Source organism: Burkholderia pseudomultivorans (assembly GCF_902499075.1).
GTDB classification, from domain to species: domain Bacteria; phylum Pseudomonadota; class Gammaproteobacteria; order Burkholderiales; family Burkholderiaceae; genus Burkholderia; species Burkholderia pseudomultivorans.
The window spans coordinates 63697-89941 of sequence record NZ_CABVPP010000018.1; the positions used below are offsets into that span (position 1 = coordinate 63697).

Below are 26245 nucleotides of genomic sequence, written 5' to 3' on the forward strand. Positions count from 1 at the left end.
CGATGCGCGCGCCCCTCACCGACGTCGACCTGCGCGCGGCGTGGCATCGCCTGCGCATGGTCGGTGATTTCGACACGTCGATCCGCCATCGCGCCGTTCGCCTGGTCGTGGAATCCGCGGCGCGCGCGATGCAGGACCGAGAACAGGCCCGGTTGCGGAGCGCTTCCGACGTAAAGCGCCGCGCCGCAAACGACGTCGACGAATGACTCACCCGCGCCGGCCGCCGGCGCATTCAACAGGAACCACACCATGAAGCCCTACGTTTTCGGCATCGGCGTGCTGCTGATGCTCTCGTTCTCCCTCTCCGGGATCTACTGCATCGCGTCCGACGTGCTGCGCCTGTTCGACGTCCGGTATGCGCGGCCGATCGCTTTCGTCATCGGCGTTGCCGTGATGGTTGCGCTCGTCACGGCGCTCGCCTGGTCGGTCCCGCCGCGGGGGTGATGCGATGACGATCGACACATCCATCCGCTACGAACTGCTGACGCCGGCCGGGCTGCGCACCGTCGCCGGCGAGCACGTCGTCATCCCGAACGACGTCGGCGCGACCTTCGGCATCCACGCCGAGCCCTATCTCGCCGACGGCCATCCCGAAAAATGGGTCGTCACGCACCTGGCATCCGGTATGCAGGCCGGCGCGGGCGCATCCCGCACCGCCGCGATTACGAACGCGACGACGAACGTCGAGCGCAATCGACGCCGCCTGCGCACGATGCTCGACGAAGCAACGGCGGCCCGCACCGATCTGCAGTTCGCCACGTACCAGCTCGCGCGCAACCGGCTCGCGATCCTCGGAGAAGCCGCATGAGCCGCCGCCTCGATGCTTCGCCGCACGATGCGGCGTTGCGAGCCGCGATCGTCGCGGCCGCGAATCCTCTGCACTTCAACAACCGCCCCGGCAGCGTCGCTCGCCAGTGCGCGCTCGGCCTGTTCGTCGCGGCGTTGAGCGATCACCTCGCGCTCGACTTCCCCGAGTCCGCCGATGCGCTGCGCGCGCTCGTCTTCTCTCCCGCGACGCCGAGCAACCCGGCCGACCACACCCAGCAGCAACCTGAACATCAGCAATAACGATGGCTTCGATCGACGAACTGAAACAACGCATCGACCTGCACGACCTCGCCGATCGCCTCGGCCTTAAGCGCGGCCGCGGCGGCGACAAGGCGCTCTACCATTCGCCGCAGCACGCGGACAAGAACCCGTCTCTGTCGATCTACGTGAATCACCCGAAGCATGGCACCGGCTGGCGCGATCACAGCGCCGGCGTCGGCGGGTCGTGCATCGATCTGGTGATTTACGTGCGCGGCGGCAGCGTGGCGGACGCCGTGCGCTACCTGCACGACGCCTACGGCATTCCGCTCGACCGGCCGGCGCAGGCCGAGCGCCGCGAGAAAACGACCGTCGAATACATCGCCGATCGCTGCTTCGCCGAGCGCGAGCATGTCCGCGAATACCTCGGCGGCCGCGGCATTTCCACCGCCGCGATCGACGCGGCGATCGCCGCATGCACGCTCGGGTTCAACACGTGGACGAGCTCGAAAGTTGCCGCCGGCGAAGTCGGCCACGGCGGGCCCGCTGCCGCGTTCATCGTCCGAGCGCCGGGCGACGGCCGCGTCGTCGCCGTCGACATGCGCTACGTGGATCCCGCGCTGAACGGCGGCGTCAAAACGCAGACGCAGGGCGACAAGGCGGGCTACGGCTGGACCGCGGATCCGCGGCGGCTGGAGAAGGCGAAGCGCGTATTCATCGTCGAGAGCGCGATCAACGCGCTGTCGATCGACACGTGTGCGCTGCCCGGTGCGGCCGCGCTCGCGCTGCGCGGCCTCGGCAACGTTGACGCGATCGACTTCACGCCGCTGCGCGGCAAGCAGGTCGTGATCTGCATGGACAACGACGAGCCATTCGCCGACGGCCACCCGCGCGCCGGCCAACGGCCCGGCCCCGAAGCTGCGTGGGCGCTCTACGAACGGCTCACCGCGCTGGACATCAGCGCCGTGCTGGTCGACCAGGCTGACTGGTTCGCCGACCTCGCGGACGGCGAGAAGCAGCCGAAGCCCATCAACGACGTCAATGATTACCTGCAGCTGCGCGGGCCGCTCGAATTGGCGCGTGCGCTCGAGCAGCTGGAGCCGTGGCTGATCGCCGGCCTCGCCGGCGACGCCACGCGCCGCGGCCGGCCGCGCATCTTCCTGCCGTCGCACGACTTCGCGCAGTACTGGCGCTTCCGCGTGCGGCCCGACTTCACCAGCTACATCACGAAGATGGACCGCAACGAGGAATCGGGCGTCGAGACCCCGGTGATGACGGATCTGTGCGGTTTCCGCATCGCCGGCATGAGCCGCGTGTCGGTCGCGAGCGCGACGTCGACGATGACGGGCGACGCCGACCAGGCACCGACCGTGTATTTCGCCGTGTCGGTGCAAGCGCCGCGCCACGGCGCGCAGCTCATTCGCCGCGTGATGCTCGACGACCAGCTGCACAACGTCGATCAGTGGGGCAAGTTCGGGCCTATCTGGGCGCCGGCGCCGTTCAAGCGCATGGTCAACATCCTCGAGCGCGGCGCCGACCTCGGCGCGCGGCAGGCCGCGAATTTCGTCGGGCTCGCGTGGCGCGACGGCCGGCTGATCGTCAACGAAGGCCCGGACTGCTATTTCACCGAAGCGGACAAGCAGTGTCCGTATCACAACCTGACGTTCCCGAGCGGCCCGATCAGCGACGCGCGCCGCGTCATCACCGCCTACCAGACGACGTTCAAACAGAACGCCGCGACGATCCCGCTCGTATGGGCGCTTGGCGGCCACCTGAAGGCGCTGCTCGGCTTCTGGCCGCATATCACGATCCAGGCGAACAAGGGCGCCGGCAAGTCGACGCTCATCAAGCGGCTCGAGCGATCGCTCGCCTTCACGATGTTCTCCGGCCAGTCGCTGCAGACTGAGTTCCGCCTGCTGACCAGCATCAGCCACACCAGTCACCCGGTCGGATGGGAAGAGCTGTCCGCGCGCCGGCAGGACGTGATCGACAAGGCGGTCGGGCTGTTGCAGGAGAACTACCAGTACACCGTGACGCGCCGCGGCACCGACATGACCGAATACCTGTTGTGCGCGCCTGTGATGCTCGCCGGCGAAGACGTGCCCGTGCGCAGCCTGCTCGGCAAGCTCGTGCGCACGACGCTGACCGGCAAGCGCGGCCCGCTGCTGCCCGACGACCTGCCGCGCTTCCCGGTTCGGCAGTGGCTCGAATTTCTCGCCGGGCTCGACAAGCGCGCCGTGCTGGACCAGTACGCGACGCTGCGCGACAAGGCGCTTGCCAACTGCCGCGCGAGCGGTGAGGACGATGGCGCGAAGCGCATGGCCGGCAACTATGCGGCCGTCGCGCTCGCGTGGCGCTACCTGTGCGAGTTCGCCGGCATGGATCCCACAGAGGGAGACTTCCCGCGCGACCTGCTCGCTGAAATGAACGGCCACATCGCCGAAACGAGCGCCGATCGCGAACCGTGGGTCTGGATCATGGAAACCGTGCTGTCGGAAATCGACGGCGGCAACTACAAGCACCCGTACACGTTCGACATGGTCGACGGCGAGTTCTGCCTGCTGCTGCGCACGGGCCACGTGATGGACCACATCGCACACACCAGCGCGCTGCGCGACAAGTGGAACGGCCTGCCCGTGAAATCGGACCGCGTGTTCAAGGCGCAGCTCAAGCACGCCGGCGTCGTTGTCGGCGACAAGGAGGTCGAGCGCCGCATCTACACACGTCGCGTCGCACATCTGGTGCCGATCTCGCTCGAGCGCCTGGCGACGTTTGGCCTGTACGTCGCAGTCCGCGAAGACCTGGCCTCCGACGCGATGCAGGGAGGCCACGCATGACGCGCTCTCAGCCGATGCGGCCGCTGCGCGGCCGTACCCCTTCCCTCCTTTCCTGCGGCCGCGTAGCGGCCCTGGATTCGGGTTTCCGGTGCGTGCGCCGATGCGCGCAGCAATCGGCGCGCGCCGTCGCGCAGCAATCGGCGCGCGCCGTCGCGCAGCCGCCGGGCTGCTCGCTTCCCCCCGTTCCCCCAGCGAGTCGAAACGGCCGGGCAACAGCGCGAGCCGAGACGGAGCGGGGCCGCGCGGGCGGATTTTTCCACAGGGGACGGGCAGGCAGCGCACGCCAATCGTGGATTCCGGACGCGTCCGCTCGTAAGTCATTGATTCTTGAAGCAAGTACCGCCACGGCTCCGGCCGAATTTGCCACGGATTGGCTTGTTTTTGCCACGGGTCGGATTTTTGCGCCGGCCGTCGTCGCCCCTTTCTCTCTTCTCTCTAATTCATTGAAAAAGAAGAAGAAAGAATGCAATGAAGGGGGGAGCAGACGACCGAAACGCGTGCCACGGGTTTTGTGCGTTTTGCCACGGGTTTCCGCATGTGCCTATTTTTTGAGCCACGGGTTTGTGGAGCTATCCACGGCTAATTCGTGGCAATCCGTGGCGGAACATTCCCTTAAAAATCATTAAGTTATGTTTCAAAACAGCGCAAACCACGGATCCACGGGTTGCGCTGCGTGTGCTCCCTTTTCGTTACAGCAATGGGTATGGAAAAATATCTCGGGCGCAGTGAGCTGCGCGAACTGACTGGAACACCAATCCGCGCACGCCAAATTCGTTGGCTCGCTCAACAAGGCTGGCCGCATGTCGTGGACGTTCACGGCCGTGTACTTGTAGCCCGCGCGTACCACGACAAACAAATGGGTATCGTTGATTCGAAACCCGCGCGTACGGCGCACGTAGCGACGCCGACATCGCTCAACCTTGGCGCAGTGTGATGGCAGGCAAGGCACAAACCCCTGGCGCAATTCCACGCTTTCGTTCGCGCAAGAACGCGGACGGCTCGCTGCGCTACTACTACGATCACGGCGAGGTGGACGGGCGGCGCATTCTGGAGCCGCTCGGCACTGATCGCGTCGTCGCGCTGCAACGTTGGGCTGAGTTAGAAGGCTCGCGTGTGCCGTCGTCGGAAACGACACGGCATACGTTCGCCATGCTCGAACAGGCTTACCGCATACGCGAGCTGCCGCAGAAGTCGGCAGCGACGCAACGCATGTACGACCTGTTCCTGTCCAGGCTCGCTGCTGTCATCGGTGATCGCGAGCTCGACACGCTCACGCCGGCCGACGTCGCGACGATCTGGCGCGCAACGGCAGAGAAACGCGGCGTCGTAACTGCCAACCGCACGAAAGCCGTGCTGTCGCTTGTCCTGAACTGCGGGCGGCTGTGGGGCATGATGACGATCGCGAACCCGTGTGCCGGCGTGCGCGGGAAGAAAGAGACCGGGCGTCAGAACGTCCTCATCGACGACGAGCTGTATGCGGCCGTCTACGCCGTGGCTGATCAGCCGCTGCGCAACGCGATGGACTTGGCCGATCTCTGCGCACAACGCCCCTCGGACGTCTTGCGCGTGCAGCGCTCCAACATCGTGCGGGGCAACCTCATCTTCCGCACGCAGAAGACGGGCGCATTCGTCACCGTACAAATCACGGGCGAGCTTGCGGCGCTGATCGAGCGCCTGCTCGCCTGGCGTGGTTCGAAGGTCGACGTGTCGCCCTACCTGTTGCGCGACGAGGAAGGCTATCCGCTCACGAAAGGCCAACTGCGCTCGCGCTTTGACAAGGCACGCGAGCTGGCCGGCATCGACAAGGCGAAATTCCAGTTTCGCGATCTCCGCGCGCGCGGCGTGACACACAAGACGATCGACGAAGGGTTGGAGGCCGGGCAGCGCTTGGCAGGACACAGCGGACCAGGCATGACGGCGCGATACGTACGCGGGGCACGGCCGGTTAAACCGTCTCGCTGACGCGCATTGGAAACGTGAGGGGGTTATTGGAAACGCGAAGGGGCTACGCAAACATCGCGTAACCCCTTGATTTCATTGGTGCCGGCTGCAGGACTCGAACCCGCCACCTGATGATTACAAATCAACTGCTCTACCAGATGAGCTAAGCCGGCGTAAGCGCGAGATTCTACCTCATTTCACGATCTTGAGGCGAGGTCTGCTGCCGCCTTTCGAACCATCACCGTCGGTTTTCGGCGGCTCGTCGGCGCCTTCCGAAGGCTCCTCGTTCGCGCCGTTGTCGGCGACCGGCGTCAAACCCGCCGCCGGCGCGCCCGGCTCGTCGCGCGACGCGTCGTCCGCGTCGTCGAACGCGCCCGAATCCTCGCCCTCGCCCGCCACCGCATCGACCTGGAACGCCATCCCCTGCCCGTTCTCCCGCGCATAGATCGCGAGCACGTTGGCCACGGGAATCTCGATCTTGTGCGCTTTGCCGGAAAACCGCGCAGTGAACTCGATCCACTCGTTGCCCATCTGCAACTGGCTCGTCGCCTCGAAGCTGATGTTGAGCACGATCTCGCCGTCACGCACGAACTGACGCGGCACACGCGTCGAGTTGTCGACCCTCACCGCGATATGCGGCGTGTAACCGTTATCGGTGCACCACTCGTACAGCGCACGCAGCAAATAAGGCTTCGTTGAAATCTCTTGCATCACAATCCTCGAACCCGGAGCGGGCATGCGGCCAGCCGCATCGCCCGCTCCGTCATGCCTTCATTGCATCATCAACGACGCATGACCTTTTCGGACGGCGTCAGTGCTTCGATATACGCCGGACGGCTGAAGATCCGCTCGGCATACTTCATCAGCGGCGCGGCGTTCTTCGACAGCTCGATCCCATAGTGATCCAGACGCCACAGCAGCGGCGCGATCGCGACGTCGAGCATCGAGAACTCTTCGCCGAGCATGTACTTGTTCTTCACGAAGATCGGCGCGAGCTGCGTCAGGCGATCGCGAATCGCGAGGCGCGCCTTCTCGTGGTTCTTCTCCGCCGCCTTGCCCTTCTCGTTCTCGAGCGTGCTGACGTGAACGAACAGCTCCTTCTCGAAGTTGAGCAGGAACAGGCGCGCGCGCGCACGCTGCACCGGGTCGGCCGGCATCAGTTGCGGATGCGGGAAGCGCTCGTCGATGTACTCGTTGATGATGTTCGATTCGTACAGGATCAGGTCGCGCTCGACCAGAATCGGCACCTGACCGTACGGGTTCATCACCGAAATGTCTTCCGGCTTGTTGAACAGGTCGACGTCACGGATTTCGAAGTCCATGCCCTTCTCGAACAGCACCAGCCGGCAACGCTGGGAGAACGGGCAAGTTGTGCCGGAATACAGAACCATCATGTTTGCGTTTCCTCAAAAAAGCCGAGGGCCGGCGCGCGGCGAAACCCCTTCGCGGGCTCCACGTTGCGCCGGCCCCACGCCGGTCAGGCGTGATTACTTGATATCTTTCCAGTACGCGGCGTTCAGCCGCCAGGCCAGGAAAGTCAGGACGCCGAGAAAGATCAGCACCCATACGCCGAGGCGTTTGCGGGTCTGCTGGGCCGGCTCGGACATCCATGTCATGTACGCCACCAGGTCGGCAACGGCAGCATCATAATCCACCGCGGACAGCGTCCCCGGTGTGACCTGCTGGAAGCCGACGAGCGTACGAACCTTCTCGCCCGTCTCCTCGTCCGTCTTTTCTTCGAATTTGGCGGTGCGCTGCCCCTGCAGCTGCCACAGTACATGGGGCATGCCGACGTTCTCGAACACCGCGTTGTTCCAGCCGGTCGGCCGCGTATCATCGCGATAGAAGCTGCGCAGATACGTATACAGCCAGTCGCGGCCGCGCGCGCGCTCTTCGACCGACAGGTCGGGCGGCGACGTGCCGAGCCAGTTCTTCGCGTCTTCGGGCCGCATCGCGACGGACATCGTGTTGCCGACCTTGTCGGTCGTAAACAGGAGATTCTTTTCGATCTCCTTCTGGGATATGCCCAGATCCGTCAGACGGTTGTAGCGCATCAGGTTCGCGCTGTGGCAGTTCAGGCAATAGTTTACAAACAATTGCGCGCCGTGCTGAAGCGAAACGAGATTTTCCGTGTTATCGGGCGCCCGGTCGAGCGGAAAATTACCCTCCGCCGATGCGACCGGCGCGGCCAGCAGCGCACACGCGGTCGCCCCGATCAGCGCGAGCATCGAAAGCAGTTTCTTCATGTCGTTCTCTCCTCGCTCACGTTAATGGGGCTTGAAGCGCACCCGTTCCGGCGGCTGCTTGAACGTGCCAAGCGGCGTCCAGACCGGCATGCCGAGGAAAAACGCGAAGTAGATCAGCGCGCAGCCCTGCGCGATCAGCGTCGCGGCCGGCGATGGCGGCCGCGTGCCGAGGAACGCGAGGGTCAGGAACGCGGCGACGAAGATCCCGAGGAACACCTTGTGGAACAGCGGCCGGTAGCGGATCGACTTCACCGGGCTGCGGTCGAGCCACGGCAGGAAGAACAGCGTGATCACCGCCGAGCCCATCACCACGACGCCCCAGAACTTCGACTCCGTCAGGTACATGAACACGACGATCGCGACGGCCAGCACCGGCAGCCCGACCTTCCACTTGCCGCGCGCGCGCAGCAGCGCGAGCACGCCGAGCAGCGCGATCACGATCATCAGCACGATCTTGAACGGGTCGGTGGTCGCGCGCAGCATCGCGTAGAACGCGGTGAAGTACCACACCGGCGCGATCTCGGGCGGCGTCTGCAGCGGGTTCGCCGGCACGAAGTTGTTCGCCTCGAGGAAGTAGCCGCCCATCTCCGGCGCGAAGAACACGATCAGCGCGAACACGATCAGGAACACGCATACACCGAGGAAGTCGTGCACCGAGTAGTACGGATGGAACGGGATGCCGTCGAGCGGCACGCCGTTCGCGTCCTTCTTCGCCTTGATCTCGATGCCGTCCGGGTTGTTCGACCCCACCTCGTGCAGCGCGACGAGGTGCGCGATCACGAGGCCGACCAGCACCAGCGGAATCGCGATCACGTGGAACGCGAAGAAGCGGTTCAGCGTGACGTCGGACACCACGTAGTCGCCGCGAATCCACAGCGACAGGTCCGGGCCGACGAACGGGATCGCGGAGAACAGGTTGACGATCACCTGCGCGCCCCAGAACGACATCTGGCCCCACGGCAGCAGGTAGCCGAAGAACGCCTCGGCCATCAGGCACAGGAAGATCGCGCAGCCGAAGATCCACACGAGCTCGCGCGGCTTGCGGTACGACCCGTAAAGCAGCCCGCGGAACATGTGCAGATACACGACGACGAAGAACATCGACGCGCCCGTCGAGTGCATGTAGCGGATCAGCCAGCCCCACGGCACCTCGCGCATGATGTACTCGACCGACGCGAACGCGAGCGTCGAGTCGGGCTTGTAGTTCATCGTCAGGAAGATGCCGGTGACGATCTGGTTGACGAGCACCAGCAGCGCGAGCGAGCCGAAGAAGTACCAGAAGTTGAAGTTCTTCGGCGCGTAGTATTCGGAAACGTGCTTTTTCCAGGTGGACGTGAGCGGGAAGCGCTGGTCGATCCAGCCGGTAAGACCTGTCGTGGAGACTTCCTTGTTGTCGGCCATCACGCTTCTCCTTTCTCGTCCTTGCCGATCACGAGGGTCGTCGCCGACGTGAACATGTAGGGCGGGATGTCGAGATTCTGGGGCGCCGGCTTGTTCTTGAACACGCGGCCGGCGAGGTCGTAGGTCGAACCGTGGCACGGGCACAGGAAACCGCCCGGCCAGTCGTCCGGCAGGTTCGGCTGCGGACCCGGCGTGAAGCGCTGGCTTGGCGTGCAGCCGAGGTGCGTGCACACGGCCATCACGACGAGGATGTTCTTGCGGTCGGTGCGCGAGCGATATTCGTTCGCGCAATACGCGGGCAGCGGCATCGAATACGGGGATTTCGTGGTCGGATCGGCCACTTCCTTGTCGGCCTTGACCACGTCGGCCAGCATGTCGTCGGTGCGGTTCAGGATCCACACCGGCTTGCCGCGCCACGGCACGGTGACCATCTCGCCGGGCTTCAGGCCGCTGATGTCGACCTCCACCGGTGCACCGGCCGCTTTGGCTTTCGCGGACGGCGCGAGCGACGCCGCGAAAGGTATGACGGTGGCGACGCCTCCTACGCCACCTGCTACGGATGTCGCAATCAGCCAGGTACGGCGGCCGCTGTCGACGCGTTTCTCTTCCTTGTCTCGCATCACACGCCCCACTTCTGAGTTGGATTTTCCGTCACGACTTTCCATTCCGCCGCTAGTTTGCGCGAATGGAGTCGCCATTTACAAGGCCCGACGCCAAAAATCCCTTCGAAGTGATTGATAGTTAAGGGTTTTCCCCCACTATAGGAGCGGTTAAATCATTCAACTTTTAAGCATGCGCTCCATTGCGAGATTTCGATGCGCTGCCGCAATCGCACCTTCAGACCGGATTGTGAATGTCGATAAAAAGGTGTTCGAGATCGAATTGCTCGGACAAATGGGCGCCGAGCGCCTGGATTCCGTAGCGTTCGGTCGCATGGTGCCCCGCCGCAACGAACGCGACGCCGCTCTCGGCCGCCATGTGCGTCACGTATTCGGACACCTCGCCGGTCAGGAACACGTCCGCGCCGGCGTCGATCGCCGCGTCGAAATAGCTCTGCGCAGCGCCCGTGCACCATGCGATGCGGCGCAGTTGCTGGTCGGGATCGCCGAGCACGAGCGGCGTGCGGCCGAGCGTGCGCTCGACCTTCGCGACGAAGTGCTCGAGCGTGACCGGCATCGGCAGCGTCGCCATCCAGCCGAGGTCGCCTTCGCCGAAACGCTGCTCGCCGATCAGGCCCAGCTTCTCGCCGAGCTGCGCGTTGTTGCCGAATTCGGGATGCGCGTCGAGCGGCAGATGAAACGCGAACAGGTTCAGGTCGTTCGCGAGCAGCAGCTTCAGGCGCTGGTATTTGCGGCCGGTGATCTGCGGCGCCTCGTTGCGCCAGAAATAGCCGTGATGGACCAGCACCGCATCCGCGCCCCATTCGAGCGCGGCTTCGAGAAACGCGACCGAGGCCGTCACGCCGGTCGCGATCCTGTCGATCTTGCGACGCCCCTCGACCTGCAGGCCGTTCGGGCAATAGTCCTTGAAGCGCGCGGTTTCAAGGGTATTGTTCAAGTACAATTCAAGTTCGATCCGATCCATATAAACCTCTAGTCCATTCAGATGCTTAGACGCTTCTGGCTGTTCTTCGCGCAGGCAGTCACGGTGCTGCTCGCGCTGATGTTCATTGTCGTCACGCTCAAGCCGCAGTGGCTGCAACGGCAGGGACAGCTCGGCAAGCAGCTCGCGACGCCGATCGTTGCGCTGCGCCAGGTCGCGCCGGGTATCGGCGGCGCGCCGGCGACCACGTCGTATGCCGACGCCGCGCAGAAGGCGATGCCGGCCGTCGTCAACGTGTTCTCCAGCAAGGACGGCTCGCTGCCGCCCGACCCGCGCGCGAAGGATCCGCTGTTCCGCTACTTCTTCGGCGACCGCAATACCCGCAAGCAGCAGGACGAGCCCGCGGCCAACCTCGGCTCGGGCGTTATCGTGAGCCCGGAAGGTTACATTCTAACGAACCAGCACGTCGTGGACGGCGCCGACCAGATCGAAGTCGCGCTCGCCGACGGCCGCACGGCCACCGCGAAGGTGATCGGCAGCGATCCGGAAACCGATCTGGCCGTGCTGAAGATCAACATGACGAACCTGCCGACGATCACGCTCGGCCGCTCCGACCAGTCGCGCGTCGGCGACGTCGTGCTGGCGATCGGCAACCCGTTCGGCGTCGGCCAGACGGTCACGATGGGGATCATCAGCGCGCTCGGCCGCAACCACCTCGGCATCAACACGTTCGAGAACTTCATCCAGACCGACGCGCCGATCAATCCCGGCAACTCGGGCGGCGCGCTCGTCGACGTGAACGGCAACCTGCTCGGCATCAACACGGCGATCTACTCGCGCTCGGGCGGCTCGCTCGGCATCGGCTTCGCGATTCCCGTATCGACCGCCCGCACGGTGCTCGAAAGCATCATCACGTCGGGCTCGGTCACGCGCGGCTGGATCGGCGTCGAGCCGCAGGACGTCACGCCGGAAATCGCCGAGTCGTTCGGGCTTCAGCAGAAGTCGGGAGCGATCGTCGCGGGCGTGCTGCAGGGCGGCCCGGCCGACAAGGCCGGCATCAAGCCGGGCGACATCCTGGTGACGGTCAACGGCGAGGAGATCACCGATACGACCAAGCTGCTGAACACCGTCGCGCAGATCAAGCCGGGCACGCCGACCAAGGTGCATGTGGTGCGCAAGGGCAAGGAGTTCGACGTGAACGTCGTGATCGGCAAGCGCCCGCCGCCGCCGAAGCAGGCGCTCGACGACCAGGACAGCGACAGCGAGTGACGCCGGCCCGGCCGGCCGCACGCTGGCAACGCAGAAAGCAGAAAGGGCAGCCGGTCGGCTGCCCTTTCTGCTTTATGGCGATCCGAGGCCGGTGCGTCGATCGGAAATCGGCGGTGTGCCGCCGCCGCGCGGCCGGCTGTCCGCGGCCTCGCCGGCCGCCCGCCTCACCCGGCGGCGCCGTCCTTCTGCGCATCGGCCTCTTCGGTCGGCTTCGGCACGAAGAAGCGCGCGGCGAGGATCCCGGCCTCGTACAACACGACGAGCGGCAGCGCGAGCATCAGCTGCGAGAACACGTCCGGCGGCGTGACGACCGCCGCGACGACGAACGCGCCGACGATCACGTACGGGCGAATCTCCTTCAGCTTCTTCACCGTCAGCACGCCCATCCGCACCAGCAGCACGACGACGATCGGCACCTCGAACGTGACGCCGAACGCGATGAACATCCCGAGCACAAAGCTCAGGTAATTGTCGATGTCGGTCGACATCTCCGCGCCGAGCGGCGCGTTGTAGTGCGCCATCACGCGGAAGATCGTCGGGAACACGAGGAAGTACGCGAACGCCATCCCGCACAGGAAAAGGAAGTAGCTGCTGCCGACGAGCGGTGCGACGAGCCGCTTCTCGTGCTGGTACAAGCCGGGCGCAACGAACGCCCAGATCTGGTACAGCACGACCGGCAGCGCGATCACGAGCGCGACGAGCATCGTGACCTTCATCGGCACGAAGAACGAGCCGGTGACGTCGGTGACGATCATCTTGCCGCCCTTCGGCAGGTTCTCCATCAGCGGCCGCGCGAGCAGCCGGAAGATGTCGGGCGCCCAGTAGACGAGCCCGAGGAACACGACGATCACCGACAGCCCCGCGCGGATGATGCGGTCGCGAAGCTCGACGAGATGGGAAATGAAGGTTTCTTCCGGACCTTCGTCCGGATTCTGCTGGGGGTCGCTCACACCGGCCCTCGGTAGGATTGACGAGCGCGCATGCGCACGGCTCAGAAGAAGCGCGTCGGCCGGCGCAGGCTGGCCGGCTGATGGCGCGCGACGCGCGCCGCGCCCGACTGCACGTGCGTGCGGCGGGTGGTGGCGCGCTTGTACCAGACCGGCGTCGCCGCCTGCTTCACGCGCCAGTTGCGACGCTTCGGCGTCAGCGCGATGCTGCTGCCGCGCCACGCCGGTGCAGCGGGCGAACCGGAATCGGACGTGCCGGACGTGCCGCCGGCCGCATCATGCAGGCCGCCGACCGTCGACTGCCACGCGTCGTTCAGGTCCTTCTCATGCTCGCGCAGGTTGTCGTGAATCGTCGTCTCGACATTGCGCGCGGCCGCCTCGAAATCGGTCTTCATCGTGCGCAGCGCATCGAGTTCGATTTCGCGCGAGACCTCGGCCTTCACGTCGTTGATATACCGCTGCGCGCGGCCGAACAGCGCGCCTGCCGTGCGCGCGACGCGCGGCAGGCGCTCGGGGCCGAGCACCACGAGCGCGACGACGCCGATCAGCGCCATCTTCGAAAGACCGAGATCCAGCATCGGGGAGGCCTGTCAGCGCGCGGGCGTTACGCCTTGTTCGAATCGGAACGCGTCGTTTCCTTCGCGTTGACGTCCACCGTGCCCGAACGCGGCAGCTGTTGCGCGTCCGCCGGCGCATCGCCTTCCTTCATGCCGTCCTTGAAGCCCTTCACGGCACTGCCGAGATCGTTGCCGATGTTGCGCAGCTTCTTCGTGCCGAAAACCAGCGCGACGATCAGCAGCACGATCAGCCAGTGCCAAATGCTCAATCCACCCATGATGAAACCTCTCCTCAACCACGCCGCGTCGCGGCGCAAATCGCCGGCGATGCGCCGGCTTCGACTATCGATGCGGGACAACGCCCCGCGCCATCAACCCATCCGCTGCCACGGGCGCGGACCGGCCAGGATATGCGCGTGCAGGTGGTACACCTCCTGCCCGCCGCCCGGGCCCGTATTGATCACCGTGCGGAAACCCGTTTCGCCGCCCGTATACGCGACGCCGAGCTGGTCGGCCAGACGCGCGACGAGCACCATCATCCGGCCCAGCATCGGCGCATCGTCCGCGCTCGCCGCCGACAGCGTCGGCAGGTGCCGGCGCGGAATCACGAGCACGTGCGTGTCGGCCGCCGGGCGGATGTCGCGGAACGCGACGAATTCGTCGTCCTCGTGCACTTTCGTGCTCGGGATTTCGCCTGCCGCGATCTTGCAGAACAGGCAATTCGGATCGTGACTCATGTTGCTCCTGCCGGTGCCCACGCCGCAGTCAGAACCATGCCCGCGGATCGAGCGCCTTGTCGTCGTACAGATACAGCCAGCCCTTGATGATACGGTACAGCGTCCAGATGCTGGTGACAAACATCACCATGCCGCCGAGGACCACCGGCAGCAGGATCGTCGGGCTCACGACGATCCCGATCACCATCAGGATCAGCGCCACCCCGATCGCATAAGCGATCAGCGTGCGCCAGAACGTGCGGATCTGCCACTCGAAATGCGCGGCGTACGGCGTGCCGGCCGCGTCGTCGCGCTTCACGTAGTTGACGATGATCGCGATCACGCTCGTGATGCCGCCCGAAAACCAGTGCAGCGCATACAGGGCGTACAGCACGTGAGTCAGCGTGCGCAATCCGCTCAGGCGTCCGGCATCCGTGTCGCCCGGCACCGACGGCGGCGGATACCCGCCCGGTGTATCGGTCATGATGCTACCCTCGTCAGATGACAATTCTTACAGCCTGGCGCACTGTGGCCGCGATGCGACGGTGCCGGTCAGCCGCCGTTTTCCTCGCGCTCGCGGCGCTTGCGCATCGCCTTCTCCTCGATGCCCGACAGCCCTTCGCGCCGCTCGAGCTCGGCGATCACGTCGGCCGGGCTCAGGTCGAAATGCGACAGCATCACGAGGCAGTGGAACCACAGGTCGGCCACCTCGCCGACCAGCGCCGTCGGCGCGCCGCCCTGGCGCACGTCCTTCGCGGCCAGCACGACTTCGGTCGCCTCTTCGCCGATCTTCTTCAGCACCGCGTCGTCGCCCTTGTGAAACAGGCGCGACACGTACGATTGCTCGGGATCGCCGCCCTTGCGGCTATCGATCACGGCCGCGAGGCGCAGCAGCGTGTCTTCGGTCGATTGCGTCATTTGTAGATGTGTTCGGGGTCTTTCAGCACCGGCTCGACCGCGACCCAGTCGCCGTTGTCCACGGTGCCTTCGAATTTCTGGAAGAAGCACGAATGCCGGCCGGTGTGGCATGCGATGCCCGAGACCTGCTCGACCTTCAGCAATACGACGTCCTCGTCGCAGTCGAGCCGCACCTCGTGCACGTGCTGCACGTGGCCGGACTCCTCGCCCTTGAACCACAGGCGCTTGCGCGAGCGCGAATAATAGACCGCGCGTTGCGTCTCGATCGTCTTCGCCAGCGCTTCGCGATTCATCCACGCGAACATCAGCACGTCGTTCGTCGCGGCTTCCTGCGCGATCACCGGCACGAGGCCGTTGTCGTCCCAGCGGACCTTGTCGAGCCACGCGGGCACGGATTGCGTTTCGTCATTCATCACAGCCTCACCGGGATGCCCTGGTCGGCCATGAAGCGCTTCGCCTCGCCGACCGTGTGTTCGCCATAGTGGAAGATGCTCGCCGCGAGCACGGCATCCGCGCGGCCGTCCTTGATGCCGTCGGCCAGATGCTGCAGCGAGCCGACGCCGCCCGATGCGATCACCGGCACCGGCACCGCGTCCGACACGCCGCGCGTGAGCTCGAGGTCGAAGCCCGACTTCGTGCCGTCGCGGTCCATGCTGGTCAGCAGGATCTCGCCGGCGCCGAGCTCGGCCATCCGGCGCGCCCATTCGATCGCGTCGAGGCCCGTGTTCTTGCGGCCGCCGTGCGTAAACACTTCCCAGCGCGGCGTCTCGCCGTCGGCCGACACGCGCTTCGCGTCGATCGCGACGACGATGCACTGCGAGCCGTACTTGTCGGCCGCATCGCGCACCAGCTGCGGGTTCGCGACCGCCGACGAATTCATGCTGACCTTGTCCGCGCCCGCGTTCAGCAGGCGCCGCACGTCCTCGACGGCGCGCACGCCGCCGCCGACCGTCAGCGGGATGAACACCTGCGACGCGACCGCCTCGATGATCGGCAGGATCAGGTCGCGCTGGTCGGAGGTCGCGGTGATGTCGAGGAACGTCAGTTCGTCGGCGCCCTGCTCGTCGTAGCGGCGGGCGATCTCGACGGGGTCGCCCGCATCGCGCAGCTCGACGAAGTTGACGCCCTTGACGACACGCCCGGCAGTCACGTCCAGGCAGGGGATGATGCGTTTAGCTAGAGCCATGATGTTGCGCCAAATGCCGCGACGGGGACGGCCGGTTGCGGCCGGTCGGGCGGCCGGTTGCGGCCGGTCGGGCGGCCGGTTGCGGACGTCTCGCACGAGACGCCCGTTCGGAGCCGCCCGCGGGCGGCCCCGGCGAAAGGGACGAGCGCGATCAGGCGTCGTCGAGTTCGCCGTTCAGTTCGTCCGCGCGCCTTTGCGCGGCCGCGAAGTCGAGGTCGCCCGAGTAGATCGCGCGGCCGCAGATCACGCCTTCGACGCCGTGTTCTTCCACTTCGCAAAGCTGCTCGATGTCCGTCAGGTTCGACAGGCCGCCGCTTGCGATCACCGGGATGCCGACCGCCTGCGCGAGCTTCACCGTCGCCTCGATGTTGATGCCCTGCAGCATCCCGTCGCGGCCGATGTCGGTGTAGACGATCGATTCGACGCCGTAGTCCTCGAACTTCTTCGCGAGGTCGATCACTTCATGGCCGGTCAGCTTGCTCCAGCCGTCGGTCGCGACCTTGCCGTCCTTCGCGTCGAGGCCGACGATGATGCTGCCCGAAAACGCGGTGCACGCGTCCTGCAGGAAGCCCGGGTTCTTCACGGCCGCCGTGCCGATGATCACGTAGGACAGGCCGGCGTCGAGATACTTTTCGATCGTCTCGAGGCTGCGGATGCCGCCGCCGAGCTGCACGGGGATTTCGTCGCCGACTTCGTCGAGGATCGCTTCGATCGCCTCGAGATTCTTCGGCTTGCCGGCGAATGCGCCGTTCAGGTCGACGAGATGGAGCCGCCGGGCGCCGAGATCGACCCACTTGCGGGCCATCGCCGCCGGGTCCTCGGAGAAAATCGTGGCCTGGTCCATATCGCCCTGTTTGAGGCGCACACACTGACCGTCTTTGAGATCGATGGCCGGAATCAGCAACATAGCAATCGGGTGTCGTCGTGAAAAAAGAAAAGAATCGGGCGCGCACCGGCCCTGCCGGTGCCGCGCCGTCTCGCTAGTTTAGTACAACTCTTACAGCGGTTCGGCGTGCGAGCCCCGCCCGACAGGCCTTTGCGGCCCGCCGGCTGTGGCACGCACACCACGTTCACGGTTTCCAGTGTACGAAGTTGCGATACAGACGCAACCCGACCTCCGCGCTTTTCTCCGGGTGGAATTGGGTCGCGAAGAGGTTGTCCCGCGCGACCGCGGACGTAAACGGCGCACCGTACGCCGTCTCGCCGACCGTGTGCGCCGGGTTCTCCGGGCGCACGTAGAAGCTGTGCACGAAGTAGAAATACGCGTCGTCGGGCACGCCGTCCCACAGCGCGTGCGGCTGCGTCTGGCGCACGCGGTTCCAGCCCATCTGCGGCACCTTGAAGCGCGAACCGTCGTCCTGCAGCTGGCCGTCGAGCTCGAAGCGCAGGACCTTGCCCGGCAGCAGGCCGAGGCCGCGCGTATCGCCTTCCGCGCTCCAGTCGAACAGCATCTGCTCGCCGACGCACACGCCGAGCAGCGGCTTCGTGCGCGACGCCTCGATCACCGCGTCCTGCAGGCCCGATTCGCCGAGGCAGCGCATGCAGTCCGGCATCGCGCCCTGGCCGGGCAGCACGACGCGATCGGCCGCGCGAATCGCCGCCGGCGTGTCGACGATCGCCACGTCGGCGGCCGGCTCGGCCTTCCTGAGCGCCTGCGCGACCGAGCGCAGGTTGCCCATCCCATAATCCACAATCGCAATCGAAGTTTTCATCTCAGTGCAGGCAGTAGCGCCCTCAGTCCGTTGACGATGAATTCCACCGCCAGCGCCGACAGCATCAGACCCATCAGCCGCGTGGCGATGTTGATGCCGGTGCGGCCGATCCAGTTCGCGATCGGCTCGGCGAGCCGCATCGCGACGAAACACAGCAGGGCCAGGAGCGCGCCGATCGCGACGAGTCCGGCCCGGTCATACCAATGATGCGAGTTCGCCGCATAGACGATCACCGTGCTGATCGAGCCGGGGCCCGTGAGCAGCGGAATCGCAAGCGGCACCACCGCGATGTTGTCCTTCAGTTCGGCCTCGTGGCGCTCCTCGGGCGTCGATCGCGTGTTGCCGATCTGCGCGTTCAGCATGTTGATCGCCATCAGCAACATGATGATGCCGCCGCCGACTTCAAGCGAGCCGACCGAAATGCCGAAGAAATGGATGATCTGCTGCCCGAGCAGCGTCGTCACCGCGATCACGCAGAACACCGACACCGACGCGATCCGGATCGTGCGCCGCCGCTCGCCGTCCGTCTGCTGCGCCGTCAGGCTCAGGAAGAACGGCACCGCGCCGACCGGATTGATCAGCGCGAGCAGCGAAATGAACGATTTCAGCAGATCCATCGCAAGCCGGCGCGCGCGCCGAAGCCGTGAGGTTGTCCGTGGCGTTCCGTCCGGTCAGAAGTTCAGAGGCTGCCCTTGGTCGACGGAATCTGCCCCGCCGCGCGTTCGTCCAGTTCCACCGCCGCCCGCAGCGCCCGGCCGAAGGCCTTGAACACCGTCTCGAGCTGATGGTGCGCGTTGATGCCGCGCAGGTTGTCGATATGCAGCGTGACGCCCGCGTGATTCACGAAGCCGCGAAAGAATTCGATCGACAGGTCGACGTCGAACGTGCCGATCCGCGCGCGCGTGAACGGCACGTGGAATTCGAGGCCCGGCCGGCCCGAGAAGTCGATCACGACGCGCGACAGCGCCTCGTCGAGCGGCACGTACGCATGGCCGTAGCGGCGGATGCCCTTCTTGTCGCCGATCGCCTTCGCGACGGCCTGCCCAAGCGTGATGCCGACGTCCTCGACCGTGTGGTGGTCGTCGATATGGGTGTCGCCATGCGCTTCGACCTCGAGATCGACCAGACCGTGTCGCGCGATCTGGTCGAGCATATGGTCGAGAAACGGCACGCCGGTGGCCAGCTTCTGCCGGCCGGTGCCGTCGAGATCGAGCTTCACACGGATCTGCGTTTCGCTGGTATTGCGAACGACTTCCGCCACACGCATGGCAATTCCTTGACTGAGTCTGATAGTAAATGGGGATTGATCATTTCGCCGCCGCGGCGCCGGCCAACCGGCTCAACCGGGCAGCGCGAGTTTCAAAGCGGCCAGCAGGCGGGCGTTTTCGTCGGGAGAACCGACGGTCAGCCGCACGCATTCCGCGAGCAATGGATGCATTTTACTCACGTTTTTGACCAGCACCCGCTCGGTGAGCAGCGCGTCGAACACGGCGGCCGCATCCGGCACGCGCACCAGCAGGAAATTGCCGGCGCTCGGGAACACCGTCGCGCCCGGCAGCGCGGCCACCGCCTGCGCGAGCTGCGTGCGCTGCGCGCGCAGCTCGGCCGCCTGCGCGTCGAGCACGCCGAGGTGGTCGAGCAGGAAATCGGCGGTCGCCTGCGTCAGCACGTTGATGTTGTACGGCGGGCGCACCTTGTCGAATTCGGTCAGCCACGCGGGCAGCCCGACCAGATAGCCGAGGCGGATGCCGGCCAGGCCCAGCTTCGATACCGTGCGCATCACGACGACGTTGTCGAACTCGGCGGCGCGCGGCAGCCACGAACGCTCGGCGAACGGCTGGTACGCCTCGTCGATCACGATCAGGCTGTGCCGCGCGGCGGCGACGATGCGCTCGACGTCGGCATCGTCGTACAGCGTGCCGGTCGGGTTGTTCGGATACGCGAGATAGACGATCGCCGGCCGGTGCTCGGCGATCGCCGCGAGCATCGCATCGACGTCGAGCGTCAGGTCCGCCTTCAGCGGCACGCCGACGAATTCGAGCTGCGCGAACCTCGCCGACAGCTCGTACATCACGAAGCCCGGCACGGGTGCGAGCACCTTCGCGCCCGGCTTCGCGCACGCGACCGACATCATGCTGATGATTTCGTCGGAGCCGTTGCCGAGCAGCACGTCGCACGCGGGCGGCACGCCCATCGCGTGGCGCAGCTTGTCGAGCAGCGCGGCCGGGCGCGGCGCCGGGTAGCGGTTCAGCGCGACCTGCGCGAGGCGCTCGCCGAGCGCCGCGGCGAGCGGTTCGGGCAGCGGATACGGGTTCTCCATCGCGTCGAGTTTCACGAACCCGCTCGCGTCGGGCACCGGATAGCTCGTCATCGCGAGCACGTCGCGGCGAATGATGTCTTGTGGCGTCGTCATGGTCTGCAAGCCGGCGTGCGTCGCGCCGGCGTCAAATGGTCGGCAACGCGGCGGCTGCCGCGCTGCACTGCGTCTCCTGCGTCGCGCCGGAACGGTCGTTCCGGCGGCCCGTCAGCCCTTCATCCGGAACTCCGCGCTCTTCGCGTGCGCCTGCAGCCCTTCGCCGTACGCGAGTTCCGCCGCGATCTCGCCGAGCGTGTGCGCGCCTTCGGCGCTGACCTCGATCACGCTCGAACGCTTGATGAAGTCGTACACGCCGAGCGGCGACGAGAAGCGCGCGGTGCGCGACGTCGGCAGCACGTGGTTCGGGCCCGCGCAGTAGTCGCCGAGGCTCTCGCTCGTGTAGCGGCCGAGGAAGATCGCGCCGGCGTGGCGGATCTGCTGGCCCCACTGCTGCGGCTCCAGCGCGGAAATCTCGAGGTGCTCGGGCGCGATGTCGTTCGCGATCCGGCACGCCTCGGCCATGTCGCGCACCTTGATCAGCGCGCCGCGGCCTTCGAGCGACGCGCGGATCACGTCCTGGCGCGGCATCGACGGCAGCATCTCGTCGATCGCCTTCTCGACGCGCTCGATGAACGATGCGTCCGGGCACAGCAGGATCGACTGCGCGAGCTCGTCGTGCTCGGCCTGCGAGAACAGGTCCATCGCGACCCAGCTCGGATCGGTCGTGCCGTCGCACAGCACGAGGATCTCCGACGGCCCGGCGATCATGTCGATGCCGACCGTGCCGAACACGCGACGCTTCGCCGACGCGACGTACGCGTTGCCCGGCCCGCAGATCTTGTCGACCGGCGGCACCGTCTCGGTGCCGTATGCGAGCGCGCCGACCGCCTGCGCGCCGCCGATCGTGAACACGCGATCGACGCCGCCGAGCAGCGCCGCGGCGAGCACGAGGTCGTTCTTCACGCCGTCCGGGGTCGGGACCACCATCACGATCTCGCCGACGCCCGCGACGCGCGCGGGAATCGCGTTCATCAGCACCGACGACGGATACGCGGCCTTGCCGCCCGGCACGTACAGGCCGACGCGGTCGAGCGGCGTGATCTTCTGGCCGAGCACCGTGCCGTCGCTTTCCGTGTACTGCCAGCTATGCGTGCCGCACTCGATCTTCTGCTTCTCGTGATACGCGCGCACGCGCGCGGCGGCCGCTTCCAGCGCGGCGCGCGACTTCGGCTCGAGGCTGTCGAGCGCCGCCTGCAGCGCATCCTGCGGCAATTCGAGCGCGGCGACGCTGCCCGCGTTCAGCCGGTCGAAACGGTTCGTGTATTCGAGCACCGCGGCGTCGCCGCGCGTCTTCACATCGGCGAGGATCTGCGCGACCGAGCGCTCGATCGCCTCGTCTTCGCTCGCCTCGAACGCGAGCACCGCACGCAGCGCGGCGTCGAAGCCTTCGCTCGTCGAATCCAGTTTGCGGATGGTGATGGACATGAGAGTTCCGTTACGGTGTGCGCTCAATTGCCATTTTGCGACGCACGTTCGAACGCGTCGAGGATCGGCTTGAGCGCCGCGCGCTTCAACTTCAGCGCAGCCTGGTTCACGACGAGGCGCGACGAGATCGGCATGATCTCCTCGACCTCGACCAGATTGTTCGCCTTCAACGTGCCGCCCGAGCTGACGAGGTCGACGATCGCGTCGGCCAGCCCGACCAGCGGCGCCAGCTCCATCGAGCCGTACAGCTTGATCAGGTCGACGTGCACGCCCTTCGCGGCAAAGTGTTCGCGCGCCGTTTCGACGTACTTGGTCGCGACGCGCAGCCGCGCGCCCTGGCGCACCGCGCTCGCGTAGTCGAAGCCGGCCGGCACCGCCACCGACATCCGGCAGCGCGCAATGTTCAGATCGATCGGCTGGTACAGGCCCGAGCCGCCGTGTTCGACCAGCACGTCCTTGCCGGCCACGCCGAAATCGGCCGCGCCGTATTCGACATAGGTCGGCACGTCGCTCGCGCGCACGATGATCACGCGCAGGTTCGGGTCGGTCGTCGGCAGGATCAGCTTGCGCGACGTTTCCGGATCCTCGGCCACCTGAATGCCGGCCGCGGCCAGCAGCGGCAGGGTTTCCTCGAAAATCCGGCCCTTCGACAGGGCGAGGGTCAGCGGCGCGGTCATGCTTGGCTCCCGGAAAGGCGGCGCACGTTCGCGCCGACGGCGGTCAGTTTGGCTTCCATGCGGTCGTAGCCGCGATCGAGGTGATAGATGCGGTCGACGAGCGTCTCGCCTTCGGCGCGCAGCCCGGCGATCACGAGGCTCGCCGATGCGCGCAGGTCGGTCGCCATCACGTTCGCGCCCGACAACTTGTCGACGCCGGTCACGAGCGCCGTGTTGCCGTCGACGGTAATGTTCGCGCCGAGCCGGTTCAGTTCCTGCACGTGCATGAAACGGTTCTCGAAGATCGTCTCGACGACCTGCGCGGTGCCCGTCGCAACCGCATTGAGCGCCATGAACTGCGCCTGCATGTCGGTCGGGAACGCGGGGTACTCGGACGTGCGGATCGTCACCGCCGACGGCCGGCGGTCCATCTTCACGCGCAGCCAGCTGTCGCCCTCCTCGATCGAGACGCCGGCCTCGCGCAGCTTGTCGATCACCGCGTCGAGGATGTGCGGGCGCACGCCCGTCAGCGTCACGTCGCCGCCCGCCGCCGCAACCGCGCACAGGAACGTGCCGGCCTCGATGCGGTCGGGAATCACCGCGTGGCGCGCGCCATGCAGCCGCTCGACGCCCTGGATCACGAGGCGGTCGGTGCCGATGCCGTCGATTTTCGCGCCCATCGCGACCAGCAAGTGTGCGAGATCGCTCACTTCCGGCTCGCGCGCGGCATTTTCGATGATCGTCTCGCCGTCGGCGAGCGTCGCGGCCATCAGCAGGTTTTCGGTGCCCGTCACCGTGATCATGTCGGTGACGATGCGCGCGCCCTTCAGGCGCTTCGCGCGCGCCTCGATGAAGCCGTGCTCGATGCTGATCTCGGCGCCCATCGCCTGCAGGCCCTTGATGTGCTGGTCGACGGGCCGCGCGCCGATCGCGCAGCCGCCCGGCAGCGACACCTTCGCCTCGCCGAAGCGCGCGAGCAGCGGCCCGAGCACGAGGATCGACGCGCGCATCGTCTTCACGAGCTCGTACGGCGCGACGAGGTTGTCGACGCGCGACGCGTCGAGCCGCACGCGGCAGCCGTCGGTGTCGCTCTTCACGCCCATCTGGTTCAGCACCTTCAGCGTGGTGCGCACGTCCTTCAGGTTCGGCACGTTGTCGAGCTCGACCGGCTCGGCGCTCAGCAGCCCCGCGCACAGGATCGGCAGCGCCGCGTTCTTCGCGCCCGACACGACGATCTCGCCGGACAACCGGTGGCCGCCTTCGATCACGAGCTTGTCCATCCCCTGTCCCTGCGATTCCCCGTTGGCGGCCGGGTGGGCCGTGGCGACGCTCTGGACGGCGTCGCGCTCGTTGACGGTGACTTGCACTCAGTTTTTCCGGTTATGCGTTCTGCCATTCGGCGGGCGTCAGCGTCTTCATGCTGAGCGCGTGGATTTCCTGCTTCATGCGGTCGCCGAGCGCCGCATAGACGAGCTGGTGGCGCTGGATCGGCCGCTTGCCTTCGAAGGCCGGCGACACGATGGTCGCGAAGAAATGCTGGCCGTCACCTTCGACTTCCAGATGAGTGCAGGCGAGCCCGCCCGAGATGTACTGCTTGACCTGTTCCGGAGTCGGCAACATGAAATGCTCCTGTCGGCGCGCACCGCCCGCGGCGGCCGCTGCCATTCGATATCAATGACGCAGTTTGTAGCCGGTCGCGAGCAGCCGCATCGCGAACATCGCGAGCAGCACGAAGAAACCGGCAACGATCGCGAGGCTCGCGAACGGGTTGATGTCGGACGCGCCGAAGAACCCGAAACGGAAGCCGTCGATCATGTAGAAAAACGGGTTGAGACGCGAGATCTCGCGCCACACGGGCGGCAGCGAGTGCGTCGAATAGAACACGCCGGACAGGAACGTCAGCGGCATGATCAGGAAGTTCTGGAACGCCGCGAGCTGGTCGAACTTCTCGGCCCAGATCCCGGCGATCAGGCCGAGCGTGCCGAGGATCGCCGAGCCGAGCAGCGCGAACGCGACGATGAACAGCGGCGCCGCGAAATGCATCGGGATGAACCAGATCGTCACGACGAACACGCCCGCGCCGACCGTCAGCCCGCGCACCACCGACGCGAGCACGTACGCGCCGAAGATGTCGCGGTACGACAGCGGCGGCAGCAGCACGAACACGAGGTTGCCGGTGATCTTCGACTGGATCAGCGACGACGAGCTGTTCGCGAACGCATTCTGCAGCACGCTCATCATCACGAGGCCCGGCACCAGGAAACTCACGTACTCGACGCCCGGATAGACCTCGACGCGGCCCGACAGCGCGTGGCCGAAGATCGTCAGGTACAGCAGCGCGGTGACGACGGGGGCGAGCACCGTCTGGAACGACACCTTCCAGAAGCGCAGCAGCTCCTTATAGAACAGCGTGCGAAAACCGCTGCCCGGCGCTTGCCGGGCCGTGCCGAGCGCGCCGCCGGGCAGCGGGCGCAGCGAGTCGGATTGTTGCTTCATGCGAGTCCCTCGATCACCTCGGCCCCGTTCATCACCTGGACGAACACATCCTCGAGGTCCGCCTTGCGGACCTCGATCTCGTCGAACGCGCAGCCGGCCGCGCGGCACTGCGCGAGGATGCGCTCGACGTCGTCGTAGCTCGACAGCCGCAGCAGGTGCTCGCCCGGTGCGCGCGCGGCCGGATCGGTCTCGAGCCCGCGCAGCTCCGCGGGCAGCGCGCCCGCGCCGAGGCGCAGGTACAGTTGCAGCCCGGCAAAGCGACGCAGCAGCGCGTCGGTGCGGTCGAGCGCGACCACTTCGCCGCGCCGCAGCATCGCGATGCGGTCGCACAGCGACTCCGCTTCCTCGAGGTAATGGGTGGTCAGCACGATCGTGTGGCCTTCGCGGTTCAGCCGCGAGATGAATTTCCACAGCGTCTGGCGCAGCTCGACGTCGACGCCGGCGGTCGGCTCGTCGAGCACGATCACCGGCGGCCGGTGCACGAGCGCCTGCGCGACCAGCACGCGGCGCTTCATTCCGCCCGACAGCGCGCGCATGTTCGCGTCGGCCTTCTCGGTCAGGTCGAGATTGGCCATCACTTCGTCGATCCAGTCGTCGTTGCGGCGCAGCCCGAAATAGCCGGACTGGATCCGCAGCGTCTCGCGGACGGTGAAGAACGGGTCGAACACGAGTTCCTGCGGCACCACGCCGAGCGCGAGGCGCGCGCTGCGGAAGTCCTTGACGACATCATGGCCGCGCACCGAGATGCTGCCTTCGTCGGCCCGGGCGAGCCCGGCGAGGATACTGATGAGCGTGGTCTTGCCGGCGCCGTTGGGGCCGAGCAGACCGAAAAACTCGCCCTCCTCGACCGACAGGCTGACGCCCTTGAGCGCCTGAAGCGACTTGTAGCGCTTCTTGACGTGACGGATTTCTATGGCTGACATGACTGTGCGCGGCGCAACGGCCGCGACGCCT

General features: G+C 66.1%; 33 protein-coding genes and 1 tRNA gene. 8 read left to right on the plus strand and 26 right to left on the minus strand.

The genetic code is table 11. The features are described 5' to 3' along the window. Nucleotides 1-2 precede the first annotated feature (2 nt). The 7 genes from BST28156_RS14780 (at nucleotide 3) to BST28156_RS14810 (ending at nucleotide 5825) form a co-directional block, all read left to right on the plus strand. On the plus strand, nucleotides 3-206 hold the full coding sequence (locus BST28156_RS14780; RefSeq protein ID WP_053296751.1) for a hypothetical protein: 204 nt from the start codon (nucleotides 3-5) through the stop codon (nucleotides 204-206). Between the two features lie 43 nt (nucleotides 207-249). Further along, nucleotides 250-444: a hypothetical protein gene (locus tag BST28156_RS14785; protein WP_053296750.1), complete on the plus strand. Its 195-nt coding sequence runs from the start codon at nucleotides 250-252 to the stop codon at nucleotides 442-444. A 4-nt stretch (nucleotides 445-448) separates the two neighbouring features. Then, nucleotides 449-808 (plus strand): hypothetical protein, encoded by a 360-nt coding sequence (locus tag BST28156_RS14790; RefSeq protein WP_053296749.1) that lies wholly within the window; start codon nucleotides 449-451, stop codon nucleotides 806-808. Continuing rightward, nucleotides 805-1068, plus strand: a complete 264-nt coding sequence (locus BST28156_RS14795) for a hypothetical protein (RefSeq protein WP_150331645.1) — start codon at nucleotides 805-807, stop codon at nucleotides 1066-1068. The genes BST28156_RS14790 and BST28156_RS14795 overlap by 4 nt, the downstream gene beginning before the upstream one ends. A gap of 2 nt (nucleotides 1069-1070) precedes the next feature. Further along, complete coding sequence (locus BST28156_RS14800; protein WP_174902557.1) at nucleotides 1071-3863, plus strand: toprim domain-containing protein; 2793 nt, start codon at nucleotides 1071-1073, stop codon at nucleotides 3861-3863. 703 nt (nucleotides 3864-4566) lie between these two features. Then, nucleotides 4567-4797 carry a DUF4224 domain-containing protein gene (locus tag BST28156_RS14805; protein ID WP_230847180.1) on the plus strand — a complete coding sequence of 77 codons (231 nt, stop codon included), beginning with the start codon at nucleotides 4567-4569 and terminating at the stop codon, nucleotides 4795-4797. Then, nucleotides 4797-5825 (plus strand): tyrosine-type recombinase/integrase, encoded by a 1029-nt coding sequence (locus tag BST28156_RS14810; RefSeq protein ID WP_053296746.1) that lies wholly within the window; start codon nucleotides 4797-4799, stop codon nucleotides 5823-5825. The genes BST28156_RS14805 and BST28156_RS14810 overlap by 1 nt, the downstream gene beginning before the upstream one ends. A gap of 76 nt (nucleotides 5826-5901) precedes the next feature. Here BST28156_RS14810 and BST28156_RS14815 read toward each other — a convergent pair. The 7 genes from BST28156_RS14815 to BST28156_RS14845 all read right to left on the minus strand — a co-directional run bounded on the left by BST28156_RS14815 (nucleotide 5902) and on the right by BST28156_RS14845 (nucleotide 11035). Then, nucleotides 5902-5977, minus strand: a tRNA-Thr gene (locus BST28156_RS14815). A 19-nt stretch (nucleotides 5978-5996) separates the two neighbouring features. Then, on the minus strand, nucleotides 5997-6515 hold the full coding sequence (locus tag BST28156_RS14820) for a ClpXP protease specificity-enhancing factor (RefSeq protein WP_174902575.1): 519 nt from the start codon (nucleotides 6513-6515) through the stop codon (nucleotides 5997-5999). A gap of 71 nt (nucleotides 6516-6586) precedes the next feature. Then, nucleotides 6587-7198 (minus strand): glutathione S-transferase N-terminal domain-containing protein, encoded by a 612-nt coding sequence (locus BST28156_RS14825; RefSeq protein ID WP_006400565.1) that lies wholly within the window; start codon nucleotides 7196-7198, stop codon nucleotides 6587-6589. Nucleotides 7199-7291: 93 nt separating this feature from the next. Then, nucleotides 7292-8050: a cytochrome c1 gene (locus BST28156_RS14830; RefSeq protein ID WP_009691894.1), complete on the minus strand. Its 759-nt coding sequence runs from the start codon at nucleotides 8048-8050 to the stop codon at nucleotides 7292-7294. Nucleotides 8051-8071: 21 nt separating this feature from the next. Then, on the minus strand, nucleotides 8072-9454 hold the full coding sequence (locus BST28156_RS14835) for a cytochrome b (RefSeq protein WP_174902558.1): 1383 nt from the start codon (nucleotides 9452-9454) through the stop codon (nucleotides 8072-8074). Then, nucleotides 9451-10071, minus strand: a complete 621-nt coding sequence (gene petA, locus BST28156_RS14840) for a ubiquinol-cytochrome c reductase iron-sulfur subunit (protein ID WP_060246238.1) — start codon at nucleotides 10069-10071, stop codon at nucleotides 9451-9453. Before petA ends, BST28156_RS14835 begins: the two co-directional genes overlap by 4 nt. Nucleotides 10072-10288: 217 nt before the next feature. Beyond that, the gene (locus BST28156_RS14845; RefSeq protein ID WP_060246239.1) at nucleotides 10289-11035 is read right to left on the minus strand and encodes a Nif3-like dinuclear metal center hexameric protein; all 747 of its coding nucleotides are present in this window, start codon (nucleotides 11033-11035) and stop codon (nucleotides 10289-10291) included. A gap of 21 nt (nucleotides 11036-11056) precedes the next feature. Here BST28156_RS14845 and BST28156_RS14850 point away from each other — a divergent pair, with 21 nt between their 5' ends. Continuing rightward, entirely contained in the window at nucleotides 11057-12262 is a 1206-nt protein-coding gene (locus BST28156_RS14850) for a Do family serine endopeptidase (protein WP_060246240.1), read from the plus strand. Nucleotides 12263-12426: 164 nt separating this feature from the next. Here the strand turns inward: BST28156_RS14850 and tatC are convergent, their stop codons facing one another. The 19 genes from tatC to BST28156_RS14945 all read right to left on the minus strand — a co-directional run bounded on the left by tatC (nucleotide 12427) and on the right by BST28156_RS14945 (nucleotide 26214). Continuing rightward, nucleotides 12427-13212: a twin-arginine translocase subunit TatC gene (tatC, locus tag BST28156_RS14855; RefSeq protein WP_060246241.1), complete on the minus strand. Its 786-nt coding sequence runs from the start codon at nucleotides 13210-13212 to the stop codon at nucleotides 12427-12429. Nucleotides 13213-13253: 41 nt separating this feature from the next. Further along, the gene (gene tatB / locus BST28156_RS14860; protein ID WP_174902559.1) at nucleotides 13254-13787 is read right to left on the minus strand and encodes a Sec-independent protein translocase protein TatB; all 534 of its coding nucleotides are present in this window, start codon (nucleotides 13785-13787) and stop codon (nucleotides 13254-13256) included. 26 nt (nucleotides 13788-13813) lie between these two features. Beyond that, complete coding sequence (tatA, locus tag BST28156_RS14865; RefSeq protein ID WP_060246243.1) at nucleotides 13814-14044, minus strand: Sec-independent protein translocase subunit TatA; 231 nt, start codon at nucleotides 14042-14044, stop codon at nucleotides 13814-13816. 93 nt (nucleotides 14045-14137) lie between these two features. Further along, on the minus strand, nucleotides 14138-14503 hold the full coding sequence (locus tag BST28156_RS14870; protein ID WP_009691886.1) for a histidine triad nucleotide-binding protein: 366 nt from the start codon (nucleotides 14501-14503) through the stop codon (nucleotides 14138-14140). A 28-nt stretch (nucleotides 14504-14531) separates the two neighbouring features. After that, entirely contained in the window at nucleotides 14532-14966 is a 435-nt protein-coding gene (locus BST28156_RS14875) for a DUF4870 family protein (RefSeq protein ID WP_060246244.1), read from the minus strand. A gap of 68 nt (nucleotides 14967-15034) precedes the next feature. Continuing rightward, a complete protein-coding gene (locus BST28156_RS14880; protein ID WP_060246245.1) occupies nucleotides 15035-15400 on the minus strand; it encodes a phosphoribosyl-ATP diphosphatase in 366 nt (121 codons plus the stop codon). Next, nucleotides 15397-15813: a phosphoribosyl-AMP cyclohydrolase gene (gene hisI, locus BST28156_RS14885; protein ID WP_174902560.1), complete on the minus strand. Its 417-nt coding sequence runs from the start codon at nucleotides 15811-15813 to the stop codon at nucleotides 15397-15399. The genes BST28156_RS14880 and hisI overlap by 4 nt, the downstream gene beginning before the upstream one ends. Then, nucleotides 15813-16586: an imidazole glycerol phosphate synthase subunit HisF gene (gene hisF / locus BST28156_RS14890; protein ID WP_174902561.1), complete on the minus strand. Its 774-nt coding sequence runs from the start codon at nucleotides 16584-16586 to the stop codon at nucleotides 15813-15815. The genes hisI and hisF overlap by 1 nt, the downstream gene beginning before the upstream one ends. 151 nt (nucleotides 16587-16737) lie before the next feature. Beyond that, the gene (hisA, locus tag BST28156_RS14895; RefSeq protein WP_174902562.1) at nucleotides 16738-17493 is read right to left on the minus strand and encodes a 1-(5-phosphoribosyl)-5-[(5-phosphoribosylamino)methylideneamino]imidazole-4-carboxamide isomerase; all 756 of its coding nucleotides are present in this window, start codon (nucleotides 17491-17493) and stop codon (nucleotides 16738-16740) included. A gap of 163 nt (nucleotides 17494-17656) precedes the next feature. Next, a complete protein-coding gene (gene hisH / locus BST28156_RS14900) occupies nucleotides 17657-18298 on the minus strand; it encodes an imidazole glycerol phosphate synthase subunit HisH (RefSeq protein WP_009691879.1) in 642 nt (213 codons plus the stop codon). Beyond that, nucleotides 18295-18915 carry a YchE family NAAT transporter gene (locus BST28156_RS14905; RefSeq protein ID WP_060246249.1) on the minus strand — a complete coding sequence of 207 codons (621 nt, stop codon included), beginning with the start codon at nucleotides 18913-18915 and terminating at the stop codon, nucleotides 18295-18297. Before BST28156_RS14905 ends, hisH begins: the two co-directional genes overlap by 4 nt. 62 nt (nucleotides 18916-18977) lie before the next feature. After that, entirely contained in the window at nucleotides 18978-19565 is a 588-nt protein-coding gene (hisB, locus tag BST28156_RS14910) for an imidazoleglycerol-phosphate dehydratase HisB (RefSeq protein ID WP_006400582.1), read from the minus strand. A 72-nt stretch (nucleotides 19566-19637) separates the two neighbouring features. After that, nucleotides 19638-20711 carry a histidinol-phosphate transaminase gene (gene hisC / locus BST28156_RS14915; RefSeq protein ID WP_174902563.1) on the minus strand — a complete coding sequence of 358 codons (1074 nt, stop codon included), beginning with the start codon at nucleotides 20709-20711 and terminating at the stop codon, nucleotides 19638-19640. A gap of 111 nt (nucleotides 20712-20822) precedes the next feature. Next, nucleotides 20823-22139 (minus strand): histidinol dehydrogenase, encoded by a 1317-nt coding sequence (gene hisD, locus BST28156_RS14920; protein WP_059515345.1) that lies wholly within the window; start codon nucleotides 22137-22139, stop codon nucleotides 20823-20825. A gap of 23 nt (nucleotides 22140-22162) precedes the next feature. Then, entirely contained in the window at nucleotides 22163-22816 is a 654-nt protein-coding gene (gene hisG, locus BST28156_RS14925; protein WP_174902564.1) for an ATP phosphoribosyltransferase, read from the minus strand. Continuing rightward, the gene (gene murA / locus BST28156_RS14930; RefSeq protein WP_496350114.1) at nucleotides 22813-24075 is read right to left on the minus strand and encodes a UDP-N-acetylglucosamine 1-carboxyvinyltransferase; all 1263 of its coding nucleotides are present in this window, start codon (nucleotides 24073-24075) and stop codon (nucleotides 22813-22815) included. Before murA ends, hisG begins: the two co-directional genes overlap by 4 nt. A gap of 100 nt (nucleotides 24076-24175) precedes the next feature. Further along, nucleotides 24176-24415: a BolA family protein gene (locus BST28156_RS14935; RefSeq protein ID WP_009691872.1), complete on the minus strand. Its 240-nt coding sequence runs from the start codon at nucleotides 24413-24415 to the stop codon at nucleotides 24176-24178. Nucleotides 24416-24466: 51 nt separating this feature from the next. After that, nucleotides 24467-25291: an ABC transporter permease gene (locus BST28156_RS14940; RefSeq protein ID WP_230960585.1), complete on the minus strand. Its 825-nt coding sequence runs from the start codon at nucleotides 25289-25291 to the stop codon at nucleotides 24467-24469. Then, nucleotides 25288-26214 carry an ABC transporter ATP-binding protein gene (locus BST28156_RS14945; protein ID WP_174902566.1) on the minus strand — a complete coding sequence of 309 codons (927 nt, stop codon included), beginning with the start codon at nucleotides 26212-26214 and terminating at the stop codon, nucleotides 25288-25290. The genes BST28156_RS14940 and BST28156_RS14945 overlap by 4 nt, the downstream gene beginning before the upstream one ends. Between the last annotated feature and the right edge of the window lie 31 nt (nucleotides 26215-26245).

Bases quoted from the DNA above. Each gene is read 5' to 3' on its own strand.
- BST28156_RS14780 (WP_053296751.1), top strand. From the start codon at position 3: ATGCGCGCGCCCCTCACCGACGTCGACCTGCGCGCGGCGTGGCATCGC.
- BST28156_RS14785 (WP_053296750.1), top strand. From the start codon at position 250: ATGAAGCCCTACGTTTTCGGCATCGGCGTGCTGCTGATGCTCTCGTTC.
- BST28156_RS14790 (WP_053296749.1), top strand. From the start codon at position 449: ATGACGATCGACACATCCATCCGCTACGAACTGCTGACGCCGGCCGGG.
- BST28156_RS14795 (WP_150331645.1), top strand. From the start codon at position 805: ATGAGCCGCCGCCTCGATGCTTCGCCGCACGATGCGGCGTTGCGAGCC.
- BST28156_RS14800 (WP_174902557.1), top strand. From the start codon at position 1,071: ATGGCTTCGATCGACGAACTGAAACAACGCATCGACCTGCACGACCTC.
- BST28156_RS14805 (WP_230847180.1), top strand. From the start codon at position 4,567: ATGGAAAAATATCTCGGGCGCAGTGAGCTGCGCGAACTGACTGGAACA.
- BST28156_RS14810 (WP_053296746.1), top strand. From the start codon at position 4,797: ATGGCAGGCAAGGCACAAACCCCTGGCGCAATTCCACGCTTTCGTTCG.
- BST28156_RS14820 (WP_174902575.1), bottom strand. From the start codon at position 6,515: ATGCAAGAGATTTCAACGAAGCCTTATTTGCTGCGTGCGCTGTACGAG.
- BST28156_RS14825 (WP_006400565.1), bottom strand. From the start codon at position 7,198: ATGATGGTTCTGTATTCCGGCACAACTTGCCCGTTCTCCCAGCGTTGC.
- BST28156_RS14830 (WP_009691894.1), bottom strand. From the start codon at position 8,050: ATGAAGAAACTGCTTTCGATGCTCGCGCTGATCGGGGCGACCGCGTGT.
- petA (WP_060246238.1), bottom strand. From the start codon at position 10,071: ATGCGAGACAAGGAAGAGAAACGCGTCGACAGCGGCCGCCGTACCTGG.
- BST28156_RS14845 (WP_060246239.1), bottom strand. From the start codon at position 11,035: ATGGATCGGATCGAACTTGAATTGTACTTGAACAATACCCTTGAAACC.
- BST28156_RS14850 (WP_060246240.1), top strand. From the start codon at position 11,057: ATGCTTAGACGCTTCTGGCTGTTCTTCGCGCAGGCAGTCACGGTGCTG.
- tatB (WP_174902559.1), bottom strand. From the start codon at position 13,787: ATGCTGGATCTCGGTCTTTCGAAGATGGCGCTGATCGGCGTCGTCGCG.
- tatA (WP_060246243.1), bottom strand. From the start codon at position 14,044: ATGGGTGGATTGAGCATTTGGCACTGGCTGATCGTGCTGCTGATCGTC.
- BST28156_RS14870 (WP_009691886.1), bottom strand. From the start codon at position 14,503: ATGAGTCACGATCCGAATTGCCTGTTCTGCAAGATCGCGGCAGGCGAA.
- BST28156_RS14875 (WP_060246244.1), bottom strand. From the start codon at position 14,966: ATGACCGATACACCGGGCGGGTATCCGCCGCCGTCGGTGCCGGGCGAC.
- BST28156_RS14880 (WP_060246245.1), bottom strand. From the start codon at position 15,400: ATGACGCAATCGACCGAAGACACGCTGCTGCGCCTCGCGGCCGTGATC.
- hisI (WP_174902560.1), bottom strand. From the start codon at position 15,813: ATGAATGACGAAACGCAATCCGTGCCCGCGTGGCTCGACAAGGTCCGC.
- hisF (WP_174902561.1), bottom strand. From the start codon at position 16,586: ATGGCTCTAGCTAAACGCATCATCCCCTGCCTGGACGTGACTGCCGGG.
- hisA (WP_174902562.1), bottom strand. From the start codon at position 17,493: ATGTTGCTGATTCCGGCCATCGATCTCAAAGACGGTCAGTGTGTGCGC.
- hisH (WP_009691879.1), bottom strand. From the start codon at position 18,298: ATGAAAACTTCGATTGCGATTGTGGATTATGGGATGGGCAACCTGCGC.
- BST28156_RS14905 (WP_060246249.1), bottom strand. From the start codon at position 18,915: ATGGATCTGCTGAAATCGTTCATTTCGCTGCTCGCGCTGATCAATCCG.
- hisB (WP_006400582.1), bottom strand. From the start codon at position 19,565: ATGCGTGTGGCGGAAGTCGTTCGCAATACCAGCGAAACGCAGATCCGT.
- hisC (WP_174902563.1), bottom strand. From the start codon at position 20,711: ATGACGACGCCACAAGACATCATTCGCCGCGACGTGCTCGCGATGACG.
- hisD (WP_059515345.1), bottom strand. From the start codon at position 22,139: ATGTCCATCACCATCCGCAAACTGGATTCGACGAGCGAAGGCTTCGAC.
- hisG (WP_174902564.1), bottom strand. From the start codon at position 22,816: ATGACCGCGCCGCTGACCCTCGCCCTGTCGAAGGGCCGGATTTTCGAG.
- murA (WP_496350114.1), bottom strand. From the start codon at position 24,075: ATGGACAAGCTCGTGATCGAAGGCGGCCACCGGTTGTCCGGCGAGATC.
- BST28156_RS14935 (WP_009691872.1), bottom strand. From the start codon at position 24,415: ATGTTGCCGACTCCGGAACAGGTCAAGCAGTACATCTCGGGCGGGCTC.
- BST28156_RS14940 (WP_230960585.1), bottom strand. From the start codon at position 25,291: ATGAAGCAACAATCCGACTCGCTGCGCCCGCTGCCCGGCGGCGCGCTC.
- BST28156_RS14945 (WP_174902566.1), bottom strand. From the start codon at position 26,214: ATGTCAGCCATAGAAATCCGTCACGTCAAGAAGCGCTACAAGTCGCTT.